The 18,996-nt window shown below is 50.6% G+C and carries 17 protein-coding genes; 5 read left to right on the top strand and 12 right to left on the bottom strand.

Going from position 1 to position 18,996, the window contains the following annotated elements; genetic code table 11:
* Nucleotides 1-48 precede the first annotated feature (48 nt).
* Entirely contained in the window at nt 49-1,263 is a 1,215-nt protein-coding gene (locus LX59_RS09680; protein WP_246118733.1) for an adenylate/guanylate cyclase domain-containing protein, read from the top strand.
* On the opposite strand, the gene LX59_RS09685 is transcribed toward LX59_RS09680, so the two are convergent.
* The 7 genes from LX59_RS09685 to LX59_RS09715 form a co-directional block, all read right to left on the bottom strand.
* Complete coding sequence (locus LX59_RS09685; RefSeq protein WP_144571657.1) at nt 1,260-3,896, bottom strand: hybrid sensor histidine kinase/response regulator; 2,637 nt, start codon at nt 3,894-3,896, stop codon at nt 1,260-1,262. The genes LX59_RS09680 and LX59_RS09685 overlap by 4 nt on opposite strands.
* A complete protein-coding gene (gene nosP, locus LX59_RS09690) occupies nt 3,826-4,989 on the bottom strand; it encodes a nitric oxide-sensing protein NosP (RefSeq protein WP_144571716.1) in 1,164 nt (387 codons plus the stop codon). Before nosP ends, LX59_RS09685 begins: the two co-directional genes overlap by 71 nt.
* Nucleotides 4,990-5,098: 109 nt before the next feature.
* A complete protein-coding gene (locus LX59_RS09695) occupies nt 5,099-6,283 on the bottom strand; it encodes a porin (RefSeq protein ID WP_144571658.1) in 1,185 nt (394 codons plus the stop codon).
* Between the two features lie 280 nt (nt 6,284-6,563).
* On the bottom strand, nt 6,564-7,412 hold the full coding sequence (nudC, locus tag LX59_RS09700; protein WP_144571659.1) for an NAD(+) diphosphatase: 849 nt from the start codon (nt 7,410-7,412) through the stop codon (nt 6,564-6,566).
* 3 nt (nt 7,413-7,415) lie between these two features.
* Nucleotides 7,416-8,138, bottom strand: coding sequence for a DNA polymerase III subunit epsilon (gene dnaQ / locus LX59_RS09705; protein ID WP_144571660.1), 723 nt, complete (start codon nt 8,136-8,138; stop codon nt 7,416-7,418).
* 16 nt (nt 8,139-8,154) lie between these two features.
* Complete coding sequence (rnhA, locus tag LX59_RS09710; RefSeq protein WP_144571661.1) at nt 8,155-8,613, bottom strand: ribonuclease HI; 459 nt, start codon at nt 8,611-8,613, stop codon at nt 8,155-8,157.
* Nucleotides 8,594-9,382, bottom strand: a complete 789-nt coding sequence (locus LX59_RS09715; protein WP_144571662.1) for a class I SAM-dependent methyltransferase — start codon at nt 9,380-9,382, stop codon at nt 8,594-8,596. The genes rnhA and LX59_RS09715 overlap by 20 nt, the downstream gene beginning before the upstream one ends.
* Before the next feature lie 96 nt (nt 9,383-9,478).
* Between LX59_RS09715 and gloB the strand changes: the two genes are divergently transcribed.
* A complete protein-coding gene (gene gloB / locus LX59_RS09720) occupies nt 9,479-10,267 on the top strand; it encodes a hydroxyacylglutathione hydrolase (protein ID WP_144571663.1) in 789 nt (262 codons plus the stop codon).
* Nucleotides 10,268-10,363: 96 nt separating this feature from the next.
* On the opposite strand, the gene msrB is transcribed toward gloB, so the two are convergent.
* Complete coding sequence (gene msrB, locus LX59_RS09725; protein WP_144571664.1) at nt 10,364-10,759, bottom strand: peptide-methionine (R)-S-oxide reductase MsrB; 396 nt, start codon at nt 10,757-10,759, stop codon at nt 10,364-10,366.
* A 176-nt stretch (nt 10,760-10,935) separates the two neighbouring features.
* On the opposite strand from msrB, the gene LX59_RS09730 reads away from it, so the two are divergent.
* Both LX59_RS09730 and htpX read left to right on the top strand, forming a co-directional pair.
* A complete protein-coding gene (locus LX59_RS09730) occupies nt 10,936-12,147 on the top strand; it encodes a pyridoxal phosphate-dependent aminotransferase (protein WP_144571665.1) in 1,212 nt (403 codons plus the stop codon).
* A gap of 207 nt (nt 12,148-12,354) precedes the next feature.
* Entirely contained in the window at nt 12,355-13,242 is an 888-nt protein-coding gene (gene htpX / locus LX59_RS09735; RefSeq protein ID WP_144571666.1) for a protease HtpX, read from the top strand.
* Between the two features lie 67 nt (nt 13,243-13,309).
* Here the strand turns inward: htpX and LX59_RS09740 are convergent, their stop codons facing one another.
* The 3 genes from LX59_RS09740 to LX59_RS09750 all read right to left on the bottom strand — a co-directional run bounded on the left by LX59_RS09740 (nt 13,310) and on the right by LX59_RS09750 (nt 16,780).
* Nucleotides 13,310-13,981: a thiopurine S-methyltransferase gene (locus LX59_RS09740; RefSeq protein WP_144571667.1), complete on the bottom strand. Its 672-nt coding sequence runs from the start codon at nt 13,979-13,981 to the stop codon at nt 13,310-13,312.
* Nucleotides 13,982-14,052: 71 nt separating this feature from the next.
* The gene (locus LX59_RS09745) at nt 14,053-15,732 is read right to left on the bottom strand and encodes a DEAD/DEAH box helicase (protein WP_144571668.1); all 1,680 of its coding nucleotides are present in this window, start codon (nt 15,730-15,732) and stop codon (nt 14,053-14,055) included.
* A gap of 283 nt (nt 15,733-16,015) precedes the next feature.
* Nucleotides 16,016-16,780 (bottom strand): spermidine synthase, encoded by a 765-nt coding sequence (locus LX59_RS09750; protein WP_144571669.1) that lies wholly within the window; start codon nt 16,778-16,780, stop codon nt 16,016-16,018.
* 124 nt (nt 16,781-16,904) lie between these two features.
* Here LX59_RS09750 and LX59_RS09755 point away from each other — a divergent pair, with 124 nt between their 5' ends.
* Nucleotides 16,905-17,888, top strand: a complete 984-nt coding sequence (locus tag LX59_RS09755; protein WP_144571670.1) for a patatin-like phospholipase family protein — start codon at nt 16,905-16,907, stop codon at nt 17,886-17,888.
* On the opposite strand, the gene LX59_RS09760 is transcribed toward LX59_RS09755, so the two are convergent.
* Entirely contained in the window at nt 17,885-18,970 is a 1,086-nt protein-coding gene (locus LX59_RS09760) for an AI-2E family transporter (RefSeq protein WP_144571671.1), read from the bottom strand. The two genes, LX59_RS09755 and LX59_RS09760, sit on opposite strands and share 4 nt — an antisense overlap.
* Nucleotides 18,971-18,996 lie beyond the last annotated feature (26 nt).

Consider the following 18,996-nt stretch of genomic DNA (forward strand, 5'->3'; position numbering starts at 1 on the left):
GATTCTAAAGCCCTCTCTGAGCGTTGAAATGCGTTGATTGCTCCGCCCTTGCGCGAATATCACTTAAGGCTCCTAGCCTATCTGATAGGGATCGCTTGCCTTATTTCTGGCGCAGCGACAGGCTTTATCTCCGGCTACTGGTTGCTGGCTATCCCCAGCATTTTTTTGTATGTGTACTTAGCGTATGTGGCAAGCCTTCCCTTTCGGGAGCGTCACCCGCAGCTCGTTTCTGGCACACTCTTGTGCTTGGATACCCTTAACACCAGCGCCTTGATTCTGTTATTGCAGTTTGCCACCATCCCCAGCCTTATGTTCTTGTTGGTGCTAGGGCTCAGTGCCCTATTGTCAGGAGGTATTCGGCAACTGGCCCTGATTACTCCACTGCTGTGTGGTAGCTGCATACTGGGGTATGCGCTACTCGGGCCATACAGTATCAGTGAACCACCCACCGCCTTGGTGTTAACCAGTGTACTAACCAGCATTGCCTATGTATTGGTTACTGCCTATTGCATGCACGAGCTAGGGTTACGCCTTGCCCAAGCGCGGCGGACGGTCAAAATAGAACAAGAAAAAACCGCGCAAATGGCCCAGAACCTAGCCAAATACCTATCGCCTCAGGTTTGGCAGTCTATCTTTGACGGACAAAAGCCCGTGCGTTTGGAAACCAAACGTAAAAAGCTGTCGGTATTTTTTTCTGACATCAAAGGCTTTACCGAGCTTTCGGAAGAGTTAGAGGCTGAGGTCTTAACTCAGCTACTCAACACCTACCTAAATGACATGGCCAATATTGCCCTCTATTACGGCGGCACCATCGACAAATTTATTGGCGATGCGGTGATGATCTTTTTTGGCGACCCCAGCTCCCAAGGGGTACAGGAAGATGCTTTGGCGGCGGTGTCTATGGCTTTGGCCATGCGCAAACATATGGATCAATTCTGCCAGCAATCCCAAACCCTCGGATTTAACCGCCCGATGGAAATTCGCATGGGGATTAGTACAGGCTACTGCACGGTGGGAAATTTTGGGGCCGATACGCGAATGGACTACACCATCATCGGGCGGGAAGTGAACTTAGCCAGCCGACTAGAAAATGCCGCCAAAGCCGGTGAAATCCTGATTGCTCAGGAAACTTACCAACTGGTGCGAGATAAAATTCTCTGTGCGGATAAAGGGAAAATCAGCATTAAGGGATTCTCCCAACCCGTACAGGTATATCAGGTGGTGGACTTTCGCCCACCCTCTGATCCTACCGTCCGAGCCTAAACCCGCTCTAGTAGGTGACTCATGGCGGTTTTCAGCTTCATCGGGCGTACTGGTTTATGCAGCAGCACATGGTTAAGGTCTCGAATCTGCTGCTTTAACTCGTTGGTGTAGTTAGCGGTAATCATCAAGGCGGGCAAAGGAGTTTTGCGCTCGGTATTGACCTGAGCAACCGCTTCCAAGCCCGTGCGCCCTTGATCCAAGTGATAATCCACAATCAACAAATCAGCCGGTGCCTGAAATCCTTGAGTGCGCTCGGCCAAATCTTCTGCACTTAAGGCCGTTACTACCGCACAGCCCCAACCTTCCAATAGGGTACGCATACCGGCACAAATAGCGGTGTCATTATCCACCACCCACACATGAGCGCCGTGCAGTTTATCCGTAATGGGGGCCGGTAACTCGACACCAAAACGCGGAGAAGGTCGTTGTTGCGCGATGGGAATACGCACCCTAAATACCGAGCCTTTACCCAGCACCGATTGCACCTGAACCTCATGCCCCAACATGCGGGAGATTTTATCGACAATAGCCAAGCCTAAGCCCAGCCCGCGATCTTGATTGCGATGCTGATGCTCTCCTCGCTTAAACTCTTGGAAGATTTCTTGGAGTTTATCCTGAGGAATGCCAATGCCCGTATCCCAGACCTCCACCCAAAGATGCTGCTGCGTGCGCCGGCAACCCAGCAAAATACGTCCAGGGCTTGGGGTATAGCGCAGGGCATTGGTCAGCAGATTGCGCAGAATACGCGCCAACAAATGCACATCACTATGCACCAGCACCGAGCTGGACACAAAACGCATCTGTAAGTGTTGGCTCTGAGCTAACTGGGTGAACTCTACGGCCAAATTGTCCAATAGCTCGTTGATGGCAAATACGCTCAGCTCTGGTTGAATCGCCCCCGCATCCAGTTTGGAAATATCCACCAAAGTGCTGAGTAAATGCTCCACATCCTCCAGAGAGTTGCTTAAATTGCGGATTAAACTGCTGGAGTTACTGGAATCGCGTGCTTCCAGTAAGGCGCTGGTGAACAGACGCGCCGCATTTAAAGGCTGCAACAAATCGTGGCTGACCGCCGCCAAAAACTTAGTTTTGGATAAATTGGCCAGTTCGGCTTCACGCTTGGCTTCGCGTAAACGGGCTTCAACCTCGGTACGCTCCTCAATTTCTTCCCGCAATTGGCTATTGAGTGCGGTTAGCTCGGTGGTTCTATCCCGAACCCGTTGCTCAAGGTTCTGGTAGGCGCGCTGTAATGCCTCGGAAGTGCGACGGCGCTCAGTAATGTCGCGCACTAGGATGAAAATCCCCACAATGCGGCCTTCACTGTCCTGATTAGGTACATAGGAGCGCAACAGACAGCGCTTCTGCCCATTCAAGTTAGTCTCACTCAGCTCAAAACTGACGTTTTCACCTTGCAGCGCCCGATCTAAATAGGGCTGAAGTTGTCGGCAATGGGCTTTGGTGTGCGCCTCAAACAAAGTGCAGCCCAACATCAAGCCCGGTGTCCAGTGATACCAGTCCTCATACACACGGTTGGTAAATTGGTAGACCAAATCAGCGGATAGGTAAGCAATCAGCGCCGGAACATGGTCGGTAATCATGCGTACCCAGTGTTCACTCTCGCGCAGTTTTTCCGCATGCCGGTGGCGTTCGGTAATATCGGTAAAGGTGTTGACAAAACCACCGCTCGGTAAGGGATGAGTACGGATCTCTAGCACTCGCCCATCGGGCAGATGTTGCTCTAAATGCGAGATAGACCGCTCGTTCTGGTCGCGACTTTCGGGCGTTAATAAAGGCAGTTCGCTCTTGGCCATGACTTCAGCAAAGGGACGGCCCGTCATTACTAACGTCAGTCCACTTAGCTCTAAAAAGCGCCGATTCCAGAGTTCCAAACAGCCATCGGAAGCCACCATAGCCACGCCTTGGGATAGGTTATCAATGGCGCGTTGTAATAAGGTGGATTTTTGTGCCAGCGCTTGCTCACGGCGGATAGATTCCCGGTTTTTAACTTCGGTGATATCCGTGTATAGGATGACCAAGCCGCCACCTCGGGTACGACGCTCATGCACCTGCACCCAACGGCCATCAAACAGGCGATAGAAGCTTTGCTCGCTGCTGTTGCCCCGATGCTCTTCGACAATAAGCCCCGTACTACCGGCCAAGCGCTTGATATCAGCCAACAACATGCCGGTGGTGACCCGCGTCTGGCTGATCTCCCAGAAGGCTTTAAAGCGGCTGTTAAACAGCACAATGCGTTGATCTTGATCGAACAATACAAAAGCATCGGAAATACTTTCGATGGCATCAATCAGATAACGGTGGGCCGTTTCCGCCCGCTGTCGGGCCTCGCTCAGTAAGCGATTGCTGGACTTAAGCTCGGCCATAGCCTGATTTAACGCATCAGTGCGCTCACGGACTTGCTCGGCCAGCTCCACCGAATATTGAAAGGCCGTGTAGGCATCATCCGGTGGCGCTGAACGAGACTCTACGCGCTCAATTAAGGCTGCATTGATGCGTTTCAGTCGGTAATTTTCCCGCTCTAGTTGCTCAAAACGAGCCTTCAACTCAGCGTCGGGCGTGACCACCCGGTCTGCCGATGGCAACGCCGGTGAAGGTTTGGTTGAGATGCAGCCCATTGCACTGCTCCCCGTAGGTATTGAATCCGATAACTTGATGTGTGCGTAAAAATTCGGAGACCTGATCGGCCACTCCTTCGGCTTCACCACTGAGACGACGCAAAAAACAATCGCAACCTATGGTGAGCAACAGGGGGCCAAGACGCTGCTCTAGCCCTGTAAACAACTGTTCCAAATTGGGTAACAGTGCTCCGGGCTGCATACCCGTCAGGACAATCCCGTTTTCTACCGCACAATAAAAACTGAGGCTTTGATCCTCATTGACCTGTTGAATTGCTCGCACGTAGTAGCGATCCCGAATACGTACCGCCAAAGGATGTGCGGCAAACAAACGATAATTGAGTGCCTCAACCGGAACGCCAACAAAATCGGCATACACTTGGGCCGCAGGCTCAGCATTGAGCTCATACACCCTACGCAAGGCACGGTCGGCTTGAGTGACTACAAATTTTTCTTCCAAAGGCTGAATGTGGTGGGTGCTAAACACCTCAAAATCCAACCAGGTATTAATCAGTACCACCACCGCAGAACCGCTGTGAAAGCGCCCTTTAAAATACACATAGGTATGACTGAGGTGGTTATCATCACCCGCCGAGCCGCCAAAATGAGGAATCCGACCAAAGGCGGCACTGAGCGCTGCTAACACGGTTTCCTCGCGACTGGAAAGCCCATCGAACAAAGTCAGCGCAAAACTATGGTCTTTGATGGGGGCTAATAAATTACTACGGCAGTCGTTAATCAAGCGTTCAACCAGTTGTTGAGCATCCAGTAGGCTGAAACGATCCATCTCCTCAATCAAACTACAGGACACTGAAAAATACTGGTGATCAAAGCCAATGGCGGTCACGCAGTTGCGCCCATAACCTTCAGGGGTGATTTCCCCGGCTGTGGTGCAACCTACTAAGGGTAAGCCCCCAAAATATTGCTCTAATGCTTGCCCTAAAGCCTCTAGATCGTAACTGGTGGAGCAGAAAAACAGCACAAAGCCCAAGTGAGGATGCATCAGTTGCCGCGCTAAGTCCTGAGCAACGCGTTCAGCGTCCTTATGATCTGACATGGCGGTACAGATCACCTGAGCATAGGCGGAAAGCATGGGAGGGCTTCTCATAGATGACTTAACTCCCTGTTATTGTCCTGTGCTATCAAAGCGCCGCAAATGCTACTTGCGTACCAGCTACCCCCTGCTTGCGTAGGAGTACGAGTTACCAACTCAGTATCGCACCTATGGCAAAGGTATTAGTGTCTTCACCTAATTTGTAACTGTCCTGAGCGTCAATTTGATAGCGCGTGTACTCGGTCAAGAAACGTAAATTCTTAGTCAGAGTACGGGTATAGGTAGCGCCTAGGGTTTTAAAGTCTGCACTTTGGCCTAAGCCGTTGCCGTCGTCATTAGTACGCCCATAGGAGAGTGCAACACGGTTATCCCCCCAAGCGTAAGCGCCCTGAACCAGATAGCCATCGCTGTCGATTTCCCGCAACCGTCCCTCACCGGAGTTGTTGGTCAAGAAAGGATTAATACCTTCAGCCTTAAATCCTGACGTAGTCACCGACCAAGGGCCGTATTTGGTTTGAACACCATAGCCCAAGCCCTTCGAGGTCACGCTGTCGATATCATCGTTGGTGTTTTGTGAGCGCTGATGGGTACCGTTGACCCAGGTATAAATTTGAGCCCCGGCCCAATCGAACTGGTAGCTGACTTCAAACTCATAGCGCGGGTCTTCCTGATAGGCTTTATCACTCAAGCCATCACTAGAATCCTTATCTACTTGGGTCGAGTCGTAGGGATCCATAATCCCCACAGCAATGCGCAAACCCTTCAGCAAGAGGTCGTTGTTTCTATAGGTAATCTGAGCCGTCGGGAAGGGATAGGGAAAGCCGGTACCAATGTTTCCAAAGGAAACCCCGCGACCATCTACTAAACCTAGGGTATCACTGACGTTACCCACCCCAGCCAGCATTTCGTCCAAAAAGATGTTGGAACGAGAAAATAGACCAAAGTCTTTACCTAACAGAACCTCCCCCCATTTAGTGCTGACCGTGCCGTAAAACTGGCGCACATCAATGGCGGTGGCGGTGCCATTAGCTTCACTGTCGTTAATAGTAACCCAGAACGAAGAGCGGCCCCCCACAGTCCAACCCTCAGTTACAGTATTGAAGTTAAAACCGATGTAGTTGGGCAGATAGCCCATGCGTACCCGAGCCTGCTTGCGATCGTAGTTTTTATCGTCCCGGTTAACATCGCTACTGGTGTAAAAGGTGTTGAAGTAACCATCCGTAGCAAAGGTGGTACCCCGTTTTTTGTACAACAGAATGTCGGCGCTGGCCGACTGCATCAGGCTGGCCACCAAAATACCGGATAAAGCTATGGCTACTTTATTTTTATTCATGTTTCGCTCCGCTTGTTCGGGCAACTGTCCGTATAAGTGGAGCGATTATTGAAACTTACTCATGGAGTCCCCAGACTTCCATAGAGGTGATTTCTTGCTGCTTTAGGGGCTAATCCCCTCTTCGTTATCCAGAACTAACCCTGTGGTGCCACCAGATGGCCTAAGACTCAAGCTCCATCTAAGGGCATTAGCCTACCCAATCGGGTGGGATTAATCAGGACACACTCGACTTCAGACCCCATAAAATCGGCCTGAAGTACAGTGCAAAATCCTACCGCTCCTACATAGGGTGGGTTGTGCCCAAACGTTCCGCCAGATAGCAGTCGATCAAATGCCGAGCAATGGTATGAGGCCCCGGTAAGTTAGGTAGGGCATTTAGAGGGAACCAGCGGGCTTCCTCAATTTCTTCAGGCTGTAATCGGATCTCGCCGTGTAGATACTGGACGTGAAAGCCCAGCATGAGCGAATGGGGAAAAGGCCAACTTTGACTGGTGATGTAACGCGGCTGTGTTACCTGAACGCCAACCTCCTCCAGCACTTCCCGAGCGATACACTGCTCAATGGTTTCTCCCGGCTCAACAAAGCCCGCTAAGGTGCTAAAAACACCCGGTGCATGGCGTGGTGAGCGCGCCAATAACACCTCATCACCCCGTGTCACTAAAGCAATCATGCAAGGAGAAATGCGTGGGTAATAACGATTATGGCACTGAGGACAGGCCATCGCCCGCTCGCCGGTAACGGCCAATAAAGGAATGCCGCAGTGGCTACAAAAACGATGCTGAGTAGCCCAAGTGCCTACCTGAGCAGCCATACAGAGCATCTCTACATAGGATGTATCCAATTGGCTGCTCATAATCTGGCGTAAACCTAACCAGTTCAGCCCCGCAATGGAGGGAGCCTCTGATAACTCATACAGCACAATGGGGAGCCCTTCCCACATACCCAGCCCTTGCTTAGTGCTCAGGGGCAAATCCAGTGCATCCACCTCAGTTAAGGGAAAGAGTTGTCCTCCCTCTGAGCCTGTTAAAAAAGATTGACGGTAATGCACCAGCACTTGGGTTTCTGAGCCAAGTTGCAGAGGATCAAGCCACTGAGCCCGCCAAGGCGGGGAGCTAAAGACCAAAGTCATCGCTTAATAACCCAGTTGTTGCCATAGTGGCGTACCACCGGCGGCCTTTTCCAAAGCCTTCAAACGCTCCTCATGGGCGGCTAACTCCTCAGCAGAAGCCCGAATAATCGGCGTTGGAACCCTTTGATCGGATAAGGGACGAATAAGACTCGCAGCTCCTATGCCCGTTGCCCCCGTTTCCTCCCCCCCCAAGGACAGATGGGTCTGTCCTCCGGTCATGGCTAAATACACATCAGCCAGAATTTCCGCATCCAAGAGTGCGCCGTGCAGAGTACGTTCTGAGTTATCCACTCCATAACGTTTGCACAAAGCATCTAAACTGTTGCGTTGCCCCGGATGCCGTTCCCGAGCCATCAGTAAGGTATCTAGCACCTGACAATACTGGCTGACATCCGCTCGCTCTACATGCCCTAACCGCTCAAACTCGGCATTAATAAAGCCAACATCAAAGGCTGCGTTATGAATGATGAGCTGAGCGCCTTTGATGAACTCAAAAAACTCATCAGCCACTTCGTGAAAACGAGGTTTATCAGCCAGAAACTCATCTGTAATACCGTGTACCGCTACAGCGCCTTCGTCTACCACGCGGTCAGGCTGCAAGTAGACATGAAAATGCCGTCCCGTTTGACGACGCCCCTGTAGCTCAATACAGCCAATCTCGATGATGCGATGCCCTTCAGTGACTGGCATTCCTGTTGTTTCAGTATCCAAGACGACACTACGCATGTTTTATTCCCAGAACTCATTCAGAATCTGTAGTGGGTACACCCCGATTAGCTAACTGATCGGCGCGCTCATTGCCTGTATGTCCCTGATGTCCACGCACCCACTCCCAAGTAATTTGGTGTTGAGCTACCTGCTCCTCCAACTGTCGCCAGAGGTCTGCATTTTTCACCGGTTGGCCACTGGCTGTTTTCCAGTTACGTTGCTTCCAGTTAGGCAACCACTCGGAAATACCTTGCATCAGGTATTTTGAATCCGTTACCAAACGCACTCGGCAGGGTCTGTTTAAAGCCGCTAGTCCCTGTAAAGCGGCTGTTAACTCCATGCGGTTATTGGTGGTGTTCCTTTCCCCCCCCCACAACTCGCGCTCTTTACCTTTGCAGACTAACAGAGCTCCCCAACCGCCTGGCCCAGGATTTCCCTTACAAGCGCCATCGGTATAAATCTCAACCAAGGGTTCAGTGCCAATTTCGCTCATCGACAGTCCAATAGATTTTTGCAGGAGGACGTACCTTAGCAGGACGAATGCAGGATTGGTCTCTGGCCAGAGACAGCGGCGCTAGTCGTGTATCAAAGGATCTACGCCATTTAGTGCGCGTTGGAATAAGGCCACTGACCAACTTACGGGCGGTAATCAGATAGTAACCACCCACTGGCCATTGATGACGCTCCAACCATTTAGGTTCGGCAGACATACTATAACCCCCATAGCAGTGCAGCTCTAACATAAATCCCAACTGGCTTAAGTAGCTTTTCAAGCGGGAGGGCATGGGGTAATGCAGGTGGGGCACTAAGTCTGCTGCCCGACGACTCTGCCACCGCCACAGGCTCCAAGGGTTGATGCCAACAATCAGTAAATGCCCTCCCGGTCGTAGGCTGCGGGCAGCCTCTTGCAATAACAATTGAGGATGGCGACTAAACTCTAAAGCGTGTTGCAAAATCACGGCATCCAAACAGCGCTCGGCGATTGGCCAAGCAAACTCATGGCAACGAATCGCAGCATCGGGTGTAGTCCCTAAGCGAATAAAGCTGCTAGCCTCCGGCTGCTCCAACAGCGAACCGGCATGAGGCCCCATATGCACCCGATAACGCCCCAAGATTCTGCTGCATTCGGCAATCAGCTTTGGCTGCTCTTGTTCTAACCACCGACTTCCCTCTACACCGCAAAACCAATGATGCGCTAACTCCATGATCCGCGACTCAGCCAGTTTAGGTGGCTCCTTACTGGCAAATAGCCTAGAACTCATTGCAGCGTGCTCCTGTATGGAATCGTTCGGAAAGAGGCTCGTGGCTTAGTGCTGTTAGGATTAAATCCTTTTAGTGAAAGCCTTAAGGAGTTCAACATGTCTCATGTCAAAAAACTCAGCATTTCGGCCTTACCTGCCCTCAAAGATAACTATATATGGCTGATACAAAACCCAGATACTCATCAGTGCGCTGTTGTAGATCCCGGAATAGCCACGCCCGTACTTAAGTGGCTTGCTGAACATCCTCAATGGCAACTCACCGACATCCTGATCACACACCATCACGCTGACCATACTGAGGGCATTGCCAGCCTCAAACAACACAGTGGCGCTCGTATCCTAAGCCCTAGCCTTGAAGCCATTCCAAACACTGATCTTCCCCTGCAGGGCGGAGAATCCATAGAAATTTTGGGGCAGACTTGGCAGGTATTAAGCATTCCCGGACATACCTTAGATCACCTCGCCTATTATGGATCAGGGCAAGTGTTCAGTGGTGATACGCTGTTTGCAGCAGGTTGCGGACGAGTATTTGAGGGGACTATGGGCCAGATGTTCCAATCCTTACATCAATTATCTGCTCTACCTCAAGACACTCTGGTGTATTGCGCCCACGAATACACGCTAGCAAATTTAGCCTTTGCACAGGCCGTAGAGCCAGATAATCAAGCCATTCAACAACGCATCCAAGATTGCCAAACCCTCAGAGCGCAAGGATTACCTACTCTACCCTCTAACATTGAGTTGGAACGAGCCACTAATCCTTTTTTAAGGACTCAATTTCCTAAAGTACGCCAAGCAGCGGCTTTAAAAGAAGGCCTATCCGAATCTGACCTATCAGAAGAACAGGTGTTTTCTATTTTACGGATGTGGAAGAATACTTTTTAGTTTTACCGCTTTATGATTATACGAAATATAAACAAAAGACTTCACCTTCACAGATCAAGAAGGAAGCCCTCCACTTCCCTCTTGATCCACTACCCGCTAAGAACGAGGCTTGAGCTTCAAAGCGGCTGAATTCACACAGTAGCGCTTGCCGGTTGGATCAGGGCCATCGGGAAACATATGTCCCAAATGGGCATCGCAGCACGCACACTTAATCTCAACTCGATACATACCGTGGCTAAAATCGTTGCTATAGGTCACGGCCGTTTCCTGAACGGGTTGAAAATAACTGGGCCAACCACAACCCGAGTTATATTTGGCCTCAGAGTCAAATAGAGGTGCATCACAGCACACACAGTGATAGACCCCTGGCGTTTTGGTTGCGTGATATTTTCCCGTAAAAGCGCGTTCTGTTCCCCCAAGCCGGCAGATTTGGAACTCCTCATCAGAAAGCTCCTCACGCCATGTCTCAAGGGACTTTTCAACTTTTTTCATTATCTAATCCCCACCTAGAAAGGAAAAAAGGCCGGAGCTCACCTTTTCCACAGATCAACCCCCGGCGTATGATGCGTTCCTTCTTACTCTTAAATCTGGCAGCGGCTTAGGCGGCTACCAAAGCGCAGTGCTCCACCCCTAGCCCTACGTTTTCTCACATTGGGACACTCAGGATCATGCAGGTCAGCAAATCGAACAAGCTCGCCAACGTCTGTTACGACATCCGTGGGCCTGTACTCAAACACGCCAAACGTCTGGAAGAGGAAGGTCATCGCATCCTCAAGCTTAATATCGGCAATCCAGCGCCTTTTGGTTTTGAAGCTCCAGACGAAATCCTTCAGGATGTTATTCGTAATCTTCCCACCGCACAGGGATACAGTGACTCCAAAGGATTATTCAGCGCCCGCAAAGCGGTGATGCAGTATTGCCAGCAAAAACAGATAGAAGGTGTTGGTATTGAAGACATCTATCTGGGTAACGGCGTTTCTGAACTTATTGTTATGGCGCTGCAAGCACTGCTCAATAACGGCGACGAAGTGCTGATCCCTGCTCCAGACTATCCACTTTGGACGGCTTCCGTCAGTCTAGCAGGTGGAAAGCCTGTACATTACCTGTGCGACGAACAAGCCAACTGGTGGCCAGACCTTGAAGATATTAAAGCCAAGATTACACCTAATACTAAAGGTCTAGTACTGATTAACCCGAATAATCCTACGGGCGCAGTATATCCGAAAGAAATACTTGAAGGCATGGTAGAGCTGGCACGCCAACATGACTTAGTCCTCTTTTCAGATGAGATTTACGACAAAATTCTATACGAGGACGCGGTACACATTTCTACCGCCTCCTTAGCACCAGATGTTCTGTGCCTTACCTTTAACGGGCTGTCTAAGTCCTATCGGGTAGCTGGCTTTCGCTCGGGCTGGCTGATTATCTCTGGCCCAAAACATCAGGCTAAGAGTTACATTGAAGGTTTAGAAATCCTTGCATCTATGCGTCTATGCGCCAACGTACCCGCGCAGCACGCCATCCAGACCGCTTTGGGCGGCTATCAAAGCATCAATGACTTAGTACTCCCCGGTGGGCGTTTATTGGAGCAGCGTAACCGCGCTTGGGAGCTGTTAAACGACATTCCCGGCGTGAGCTGTGTTAAACCTATGGGGGCTTTATATGCGTTCCCAAAAATTGATCCTAAACACTGCCCTATTCATAATGATGAAAAGTTTGCACTAGATCTTTTGTTATCAGAAAAACTGCTCATTGTACAAGGTACTGCCTTTAACTGGCCGTGGCCTGACCATTTTAGGGTAGTGACTCTGCCACGCGTTGATGATCTGGAAGCGGCTATTGGCCGTATTGGTAATTTCCTTAAACGTTATCAGCAGTAATTTGTAAGCCTATCTCCACCTATGACCGTGGAGAGCACGATAAAAAGCCGGGACAAAGGCAGGTGACTGACGACAAACTCGTTCAACCCAAGGGACACAGCTTGAAATAGTCGTTTAGTTGAATCAGCAGCTTGCCTGCCCTTATATACCCGGCATATTAGTCTTACCTTTGCCCTGTGCTGTTCTCTGTGAGGAGATGCTTTACCCATGATGAGAATTCTGCTTTTTTTAGCCACTAACTTGGCGGTGCTGCTGATTGCAAGCATTACCCTGAGCTTGGTGGGCTTTAATGGTTTCATGGCAGCCAACGGCTTAGACCTTGATCTCAAGCAGTTACTGATCTACTGCGCTGTATTTGGCTTTGCTGGCTCCTTGTTTTCGCTATTCATTTCCAAATGGATGGCAAAAATGAGCACCGGCACGGAAATCATTACTCAGCCCCGTACTTCCCATGAGCAATGGCTGCTGCAAACCGTTGAGCAACTGTCTCAACAAGCCGGTATCCGTATGCCTGAAGTTGGGATTTTCCCAGCCTATGAAGCCAATGCCTTTGCTACCGGTTGGAATAAAAACGATGCCTTAGTAGCGGTCAGCCAAGGCCTTCTGGAGCGTTTTTCCCCTGATGAAGTCCGTGCGGTGCTGGCCCACGAAATCGGCCACGTCGCTAATGGCGATATGGTCACATTGTCCCTCATACAGGGTGTAGTCAACACTTTTGTGATGTTCTTTGCGCGCATTATCGGCAACTTTGTCGATAAAGTGATCTTTAAGAATGAGGAAGGTAATGGCATTGCCTTTATGGTTGCTACCATCATCGCCGAGTTGGTGCTGGGTATTCTGGCCACCATCATCGTCATGTGGTTCTCGCGTTGGCGCGAATATCGTGCGGATGCAGCAGGAGCCCAGTTAGCCAGTCCACGCGCTATGATTTCTGCCTTAGAACATCTTCGAGCGGAACAGGATGTTCCCGTTCATATGCCCGATAGCATGACGGCTTTTGGTATTAACTCAGCCGGTAAGAGTATTTTGGCGGGCTTATTTATGAGTCATCCACCGCTGGAAGAGCGTATTGCCACCTTACAACGTATGGGCTAAGAACCTCCTAGCATCAGCAAAAGGACACCCTGTTATGGTGTCCTTTTTATTTCCCCACACACAGCCTTTATGAGCGACAGAGCCAATAAACGGGCTCATGCAAAAAGTCCAACTGATGCGTATGAAACCTTGGGTGCTGGGATGATACATCCGGCCGTTCTAAAAGCTCCAAGTGCCACTGAAATGGCTGAAAGAGCTTTTGTACCTCCAGCTCTGACACAGAAAAAGGAGGGCCAGCCATTTGCTCTTGTGGATACTCTAGGCTGATCAACAATCCCCGACAGGATGCAGGCAAGCAAGCCGATAGATGGGCAACGTAGTCTTGACGCATGGCCTCCGGCAAAGCAATCAAAGCCGCACGGTCATAAACCAAACCACAATCGCTCAGATCAGCAGCTTCTAATTGAAAGAAATCACCACACCAGATTTCCACAGTCCCTGCTTTATAGCTGATAAATTCTTTGTGCTGACGTATTTGGGGCTGAAGCTGATGCTCTGCAAAAAATGCTTGAACCGCTGCTTCCGAGAGCTCAACGCCCAGCACAGAAAAACCCTGCTCTGCGAGCCACAGCATATCAAGGGTTTTACCGCACAGGGGAACGAAGACGCGCCTAGATGCAGCATCCAAACCTTGCATTTGCAGCCGCGCAACATAGCGCTGTAGGTAAGGATTAACCTGTTGCTGGTGGAAGGCTATTTCATTACGCGACCAACGTCGATGCCAAAAATCCTCATACATGCGCCTTACTCCCTTGCTTTGAGCTGCATAGAATAGCGGCGAAAGCAAGGAAGAGGCAGCACGAAATTAGATCAATCTTCGCGATAACGACGCAGTTTCAGTTGCTTACCCGCTACACGGGTATCTTTTAAGCGGCCCAGCAAGCGATCCAAACCTTCATCGGGAAGCTCTACCAAGCTAAAGGTTTCGCGTACCAAAATGCGCCCGATAGAGTCACGAGCCAAGCCGCCTTCGTTCAGAATTGCGCCAAGCAGGTTACGAGCGGCAATACCGTCGCGGCTACCTAGGGGCGTACGGCAGCGCGCCCGACCTTCAGCGATCGGCATAGACGCACGGCGCTCGCGCTCACGTCCACTACCTTCACTGGAACGCTCACCCCGAGAACGCTCACGGGTATTCGCATTTACTTCAGGGACTGAAGGCTGCTCTTTTTCCAGCTCAGCCAGACTCATGGATTGACCTGCTGTGAGTTTACCCAGCAAAGCCACCGCAAGTTGACGAGGAGTACAACCAATATCTGCAGTCAACTTGTCCAACAGAGCCCCATGCGTTTCTTCAGCAACGGTTGCCAGCGGAGAAAGGGTGGCCGTCAACCGACGAACTCGAGCATCCAAAACCTGTTGAGCGGTCGGTAAACGCACCTCAGCCACTTTTTGCCCAGTGACGCGCTCAATCACTTGCAACATGCGGCGCTCGCGGGGCGTTACCAACAACAGGGCACGACCATCACGCCCTGCCCGCCCCGTACGACCAATTCGGTGTACATAGGATTCAGGGTCATAGGGCATATCCACGTTCAACACATGGGTAATACGAGGCACGTCGATACCACGGGCGGCTACGTCTGTTGCCACTACGATGTCCAAACGGCCATCTTTCAAGGAGTCAATCACGCGCTCGCGTTGATTTTGCGCGATATCGCCATTTAAGGCTGCCGCTTTATATCCTTTGGCTTCCAAAGCGCTGGCCAAATCCAAAGTGGCTTGCTTGGTGCGTACAAAGGCGATCAAGGCATCAAAGTCCTCAACCTCCAGTAGACGCAAAATCGCTGGGATTTTTTGATCGGCATGCACCAGCAAATGGGCCTGCTCAATACGGGCTACGGTTTGGGTTTTAGCCGCAATTTTTACATGCTGCGGGTCACGCAAGTACTTTTCAGCAATCGCCCGAATAGAATGGGGCAAAGTAGCAGAGAACAGCACACTCTGACGGCTCTCGGGCATGGCTTGGAAGATTTGCTCCAAGTCATCCATAAAGCCCAATTTGAGCATTTCGTCCGCCTCGTCCAACACCAGATAGCGGATGGTGGATAGCAGAGTTTCGTTACGACCTAGGTGGTCAACCAAACGGCCCGGAGTCGCTACAATGACTTGAGCACCTTGACGAATCGCTTTTAACTGCGGCCCCATAGGAGCGCCGCCATAAATGGCCACAACGCCCACTCCGGGCATTTGGCTGGCATAGCTTTCAAAGGCTGTAGCTACCTGTAAGGCCAGCTCACGGGTTGGTGCCAAAATCAGCGCTTGGGGTTCCCGTCGGCTAGGATCAATCTTTGACAGAATAGGCAGCGCAAAGGCAGCAGTTTTACCCGTACCGGTTTGTGCCTGTCCAATCAAGTCATGGCCCGCTAAGATGCCAGGAATAGCTTGGGCTTGGATGGGTGAGGGTTCTTCGTAACCAACAGCTGTAATGGCAGCAAGTACAGCGGGATGAATACCGAGTGCGGCAAAACCGCCGGTTTCCTGATACATGGGTCTTAGCCTCTGCGCGTCCGCAAACACCCATGAGCCAGCACTGCACATACCCTGTGATAAGGTCTCCAAGAGACACCCGGGCAGACTGATCGGCGAGGATTTGCGAAATCGCGTATGGTGAGCAAGTAGATAATTGTTACGCGCCCGGAGCCGGGCAGAATGTCGAACCTTTCGGCTTGCTAAAACAAGCCATTAGCTTCAACAAGAGGCTAATACTATACCCGAATTTAGTTCGGCTGCATGCTTTTTTGTTAGTAAGCTGACTATGTTTGTGCAAAATTTAGGTCGCAGGCCGTATATTTTTCAATAATGGTTCCAATGCATAGCCTAAATTAGGGGCTAAACGCTCAAGACTCTGCTTCAAATGTGCTTGATCCAAAGCTTGATCCAAGTCGGCTGGAATGAATAATATGACATTTCCCTCTGCCACAGGCAGCTCCCAATAATGCCGATGAAATAAACCCCTTAATAAAGCAGCTCCCAAGGGTTGGCCATTCGTTGTTGACCATTGATTGATGATCAACCACCCACCCACCTGTAACTTACTTTGGCACTGCTCCAAAAATGACCAAGCCAAATGCAACGCGGCAGGCCCTTTGTCCGTGTATAAATCCATAAAAATGAGATCAGCTTGCTCGACCGAGGATACCAGCGCGCGCGCATCACCTAAACGCAAGGTCACTCGCTCATCTTCTTCTTGCAAATCCAAATAATCTTGAGCAATGCGCACTACCTCAGACCGCAGCTCAATCACCTCAGCATCCTGTATGGGCAAAAATTTTAAACAGGCGCGCAGCAAACTTCCGCCCCCTAGCCCCAAGAACAAGGCTGTTTCTGGATGCGGATGGCACAGCCCACCCAGCAACATGGCTCGCGTGTAGTCGTACTCCAACCAACTGGGATCAGGCATGTACACACAACTTTGCTCTACGCCATCACCAAACTCTAAAAATCGGTAATCACCGAGCTCCAGAACTCGTATCACACCAAAGTCATCCTCAGACTCAAGCAATACGCGTTCTTCCCCTTGAGATATGTGTGTCATTCAACCTCCCGTTTTGAATCAACCTAGTTGCCAGTCCAAGCAAAGTCTGGCACTACTAAATTACATGGGCCGGACTGCATTAGCCCTGTTTTCTCACTCCATTAAGGAATAAGGAGCGCATGGTATGAGCAAGCGCGTTGCTTTGGTACTGGGCTCTGGTGGTGCTCGTGGCTATGCCCACATTGGTGTGATTGATGAATTAGAGGCTCGAGGTTACAAAATCGACTGCATCGCCGGTTGCTCTATGGGATCAGTCATTGGTGGAGTCTATGCTTCTGGTCAGCTTGCGCCCTTTCGTGAATGGATCGAAGCCTTAGATTACTTAGATGTCATGCGCCTGCTGGATGTGAGTTTTAGCATGGGCGCTATTCGAGGGGAAAAAATTTTCGGGCACATCCGAAGCTTAATTGGTGATATCCGTATTGAGGATCTGCCTATTCCTTTCACTGCTGTGGCTACCGATCTTGCCAATCAGCAAGAGGTTTGGTTCCAAGAGGGATGTCTTAATCAAGCTATGCGGGCATCAGCAGCTATTCCAAGCCTATTCACTCCAGTAACGCTAGGGCGACGGGTACTTGTGGATGGCGGGTTGCTCAACCCTTTGCCGATTGTCCCTGTGGTATCCAGCCACTGTGACCTCATTGTCGCTGTTAATCTCAGCGCCAGCGGGAATCGACAGTATTCTTTACCTTTTGTGGAGCGCCCTCGCATCACCCACGGATATTTTGACCATCTGGTGGAGTCCCTCAGCTCTCACCTCACCTTTTGGCGACGCGATGCAGAAGATGCCCCCACCCTCATCAGCCCCCCTTCATTGGATACCATGGAGGCCAGAGAATCTGAACAGGGAACCCCAAAATCGGCTGAGGGTTCTAAGGTGATTGATGAAACGGGCCCAGCCTCCATGCTGGAGCTCATCAACCAGAGCATTGAAGTGATGCAAAATGCGTTAACTCAATACAAGATTGCAGGCTATCCCCCAGATATCCTGATCAGTGTCCCAAGGCGCGCCTGCCGCTTTTTCGAGTTCTATCGAGCCACCGAAATGATCCAGCTTGGACGCATCATCGCCTGTGAAGCACTGGATCACTACGAAGCGCGTCTTTAGGACATATCAGGGCGGCCATCAGTTGGAGCGGGAGGAGAAACCTTTAACTCCTCCTTTTGAGCCCAGTCCGTTATCAAACTGAAGGCAACCGCTAATAGCGTCGGGCCTAAGAACAGCCCCATAAAACCAAAAGCCAAAATGCCGCCAAAAACGCCCAGTAATACAACCACTAAGGGCAAATTCCCGCCACGGCTGATCAAATAGGGCTTAAGGATGTTATCCACGCCACTGATGACAAAAAATCCCCAAATTCCCAAAAAAATAGCAGCGCCGTAGGCCTCTTCCCAAGCCAACCAAATAGTGGCCGGAATCCAGATCAAGGGCGGGCCCATAGGCACTAAACTTAGGACAAAGGTCAAAATCCCCCAAATCAAAGCACCCGGCAACTGCACCACCAAAAAACCGATAAAAGCCAAAGCACCTTGGGCCGCAGCAGTTCCAATCACGCCGTTCACTACGCGTTGAACCGTACCCGCCACCAAGTCCCAATAATGGTCTGAGCGTTCTGCACCTATTAATCGGTAGAGTAAACTGCGTATAAAAGCTGCTAAACGTGGCCCATCTCGGTAGAAAAAGAACACAAAGATTAGACTTAAGACAATCTCCAATATCCCCGTACCCAGACGCGCGCTGTTGACCAGCAACCAGTTTCCTACCTGAATCATGTAGGGACGAACGCTGACTAAAAGAGCCGTTCCTTGAGCATCTACGGTATTCCAAGCCTGAACCAGCCATTCGCCAAAGGGCCAATTAATCAACCAAGGCGGCGGAGGCGGTAATCCATCCACCTGAAGATCACGAATCAGCGTATTGGCGGCCATGATGTAGTCCGCCACATTGAATCCAAACCACACCAAAGGAGCAGCTACTACCAACATCCAACCACAGGTCAAAATGGCTGAAGCTAAGGATGTCTGCCCTCCTAAAGCCCGAGTCAACAAACGCATTAATGGCCAGCTAGCAAAAGCCAACAAAGCCGCCCAAAACAATACGGATACGAAGGGTGCCAGTACCCAAAGACAAGCAACCAATAAAGCCATCCACAAAATCTGCACGAGCAAGCGGTCATTAATATCGCGCATTAACTACATCATCCTAAAAATTAAAG

Origin of the sequence: Azomonas agilis (genome assembly GCF_007830255.1) — a bacterium.
Classification (GTDB): Bacteria; Pseudomonadota; Gammaproteobacteria; order Pseudomonadales; family Pseudomonadaceae; genus Azomonas; species Azomonas agilis.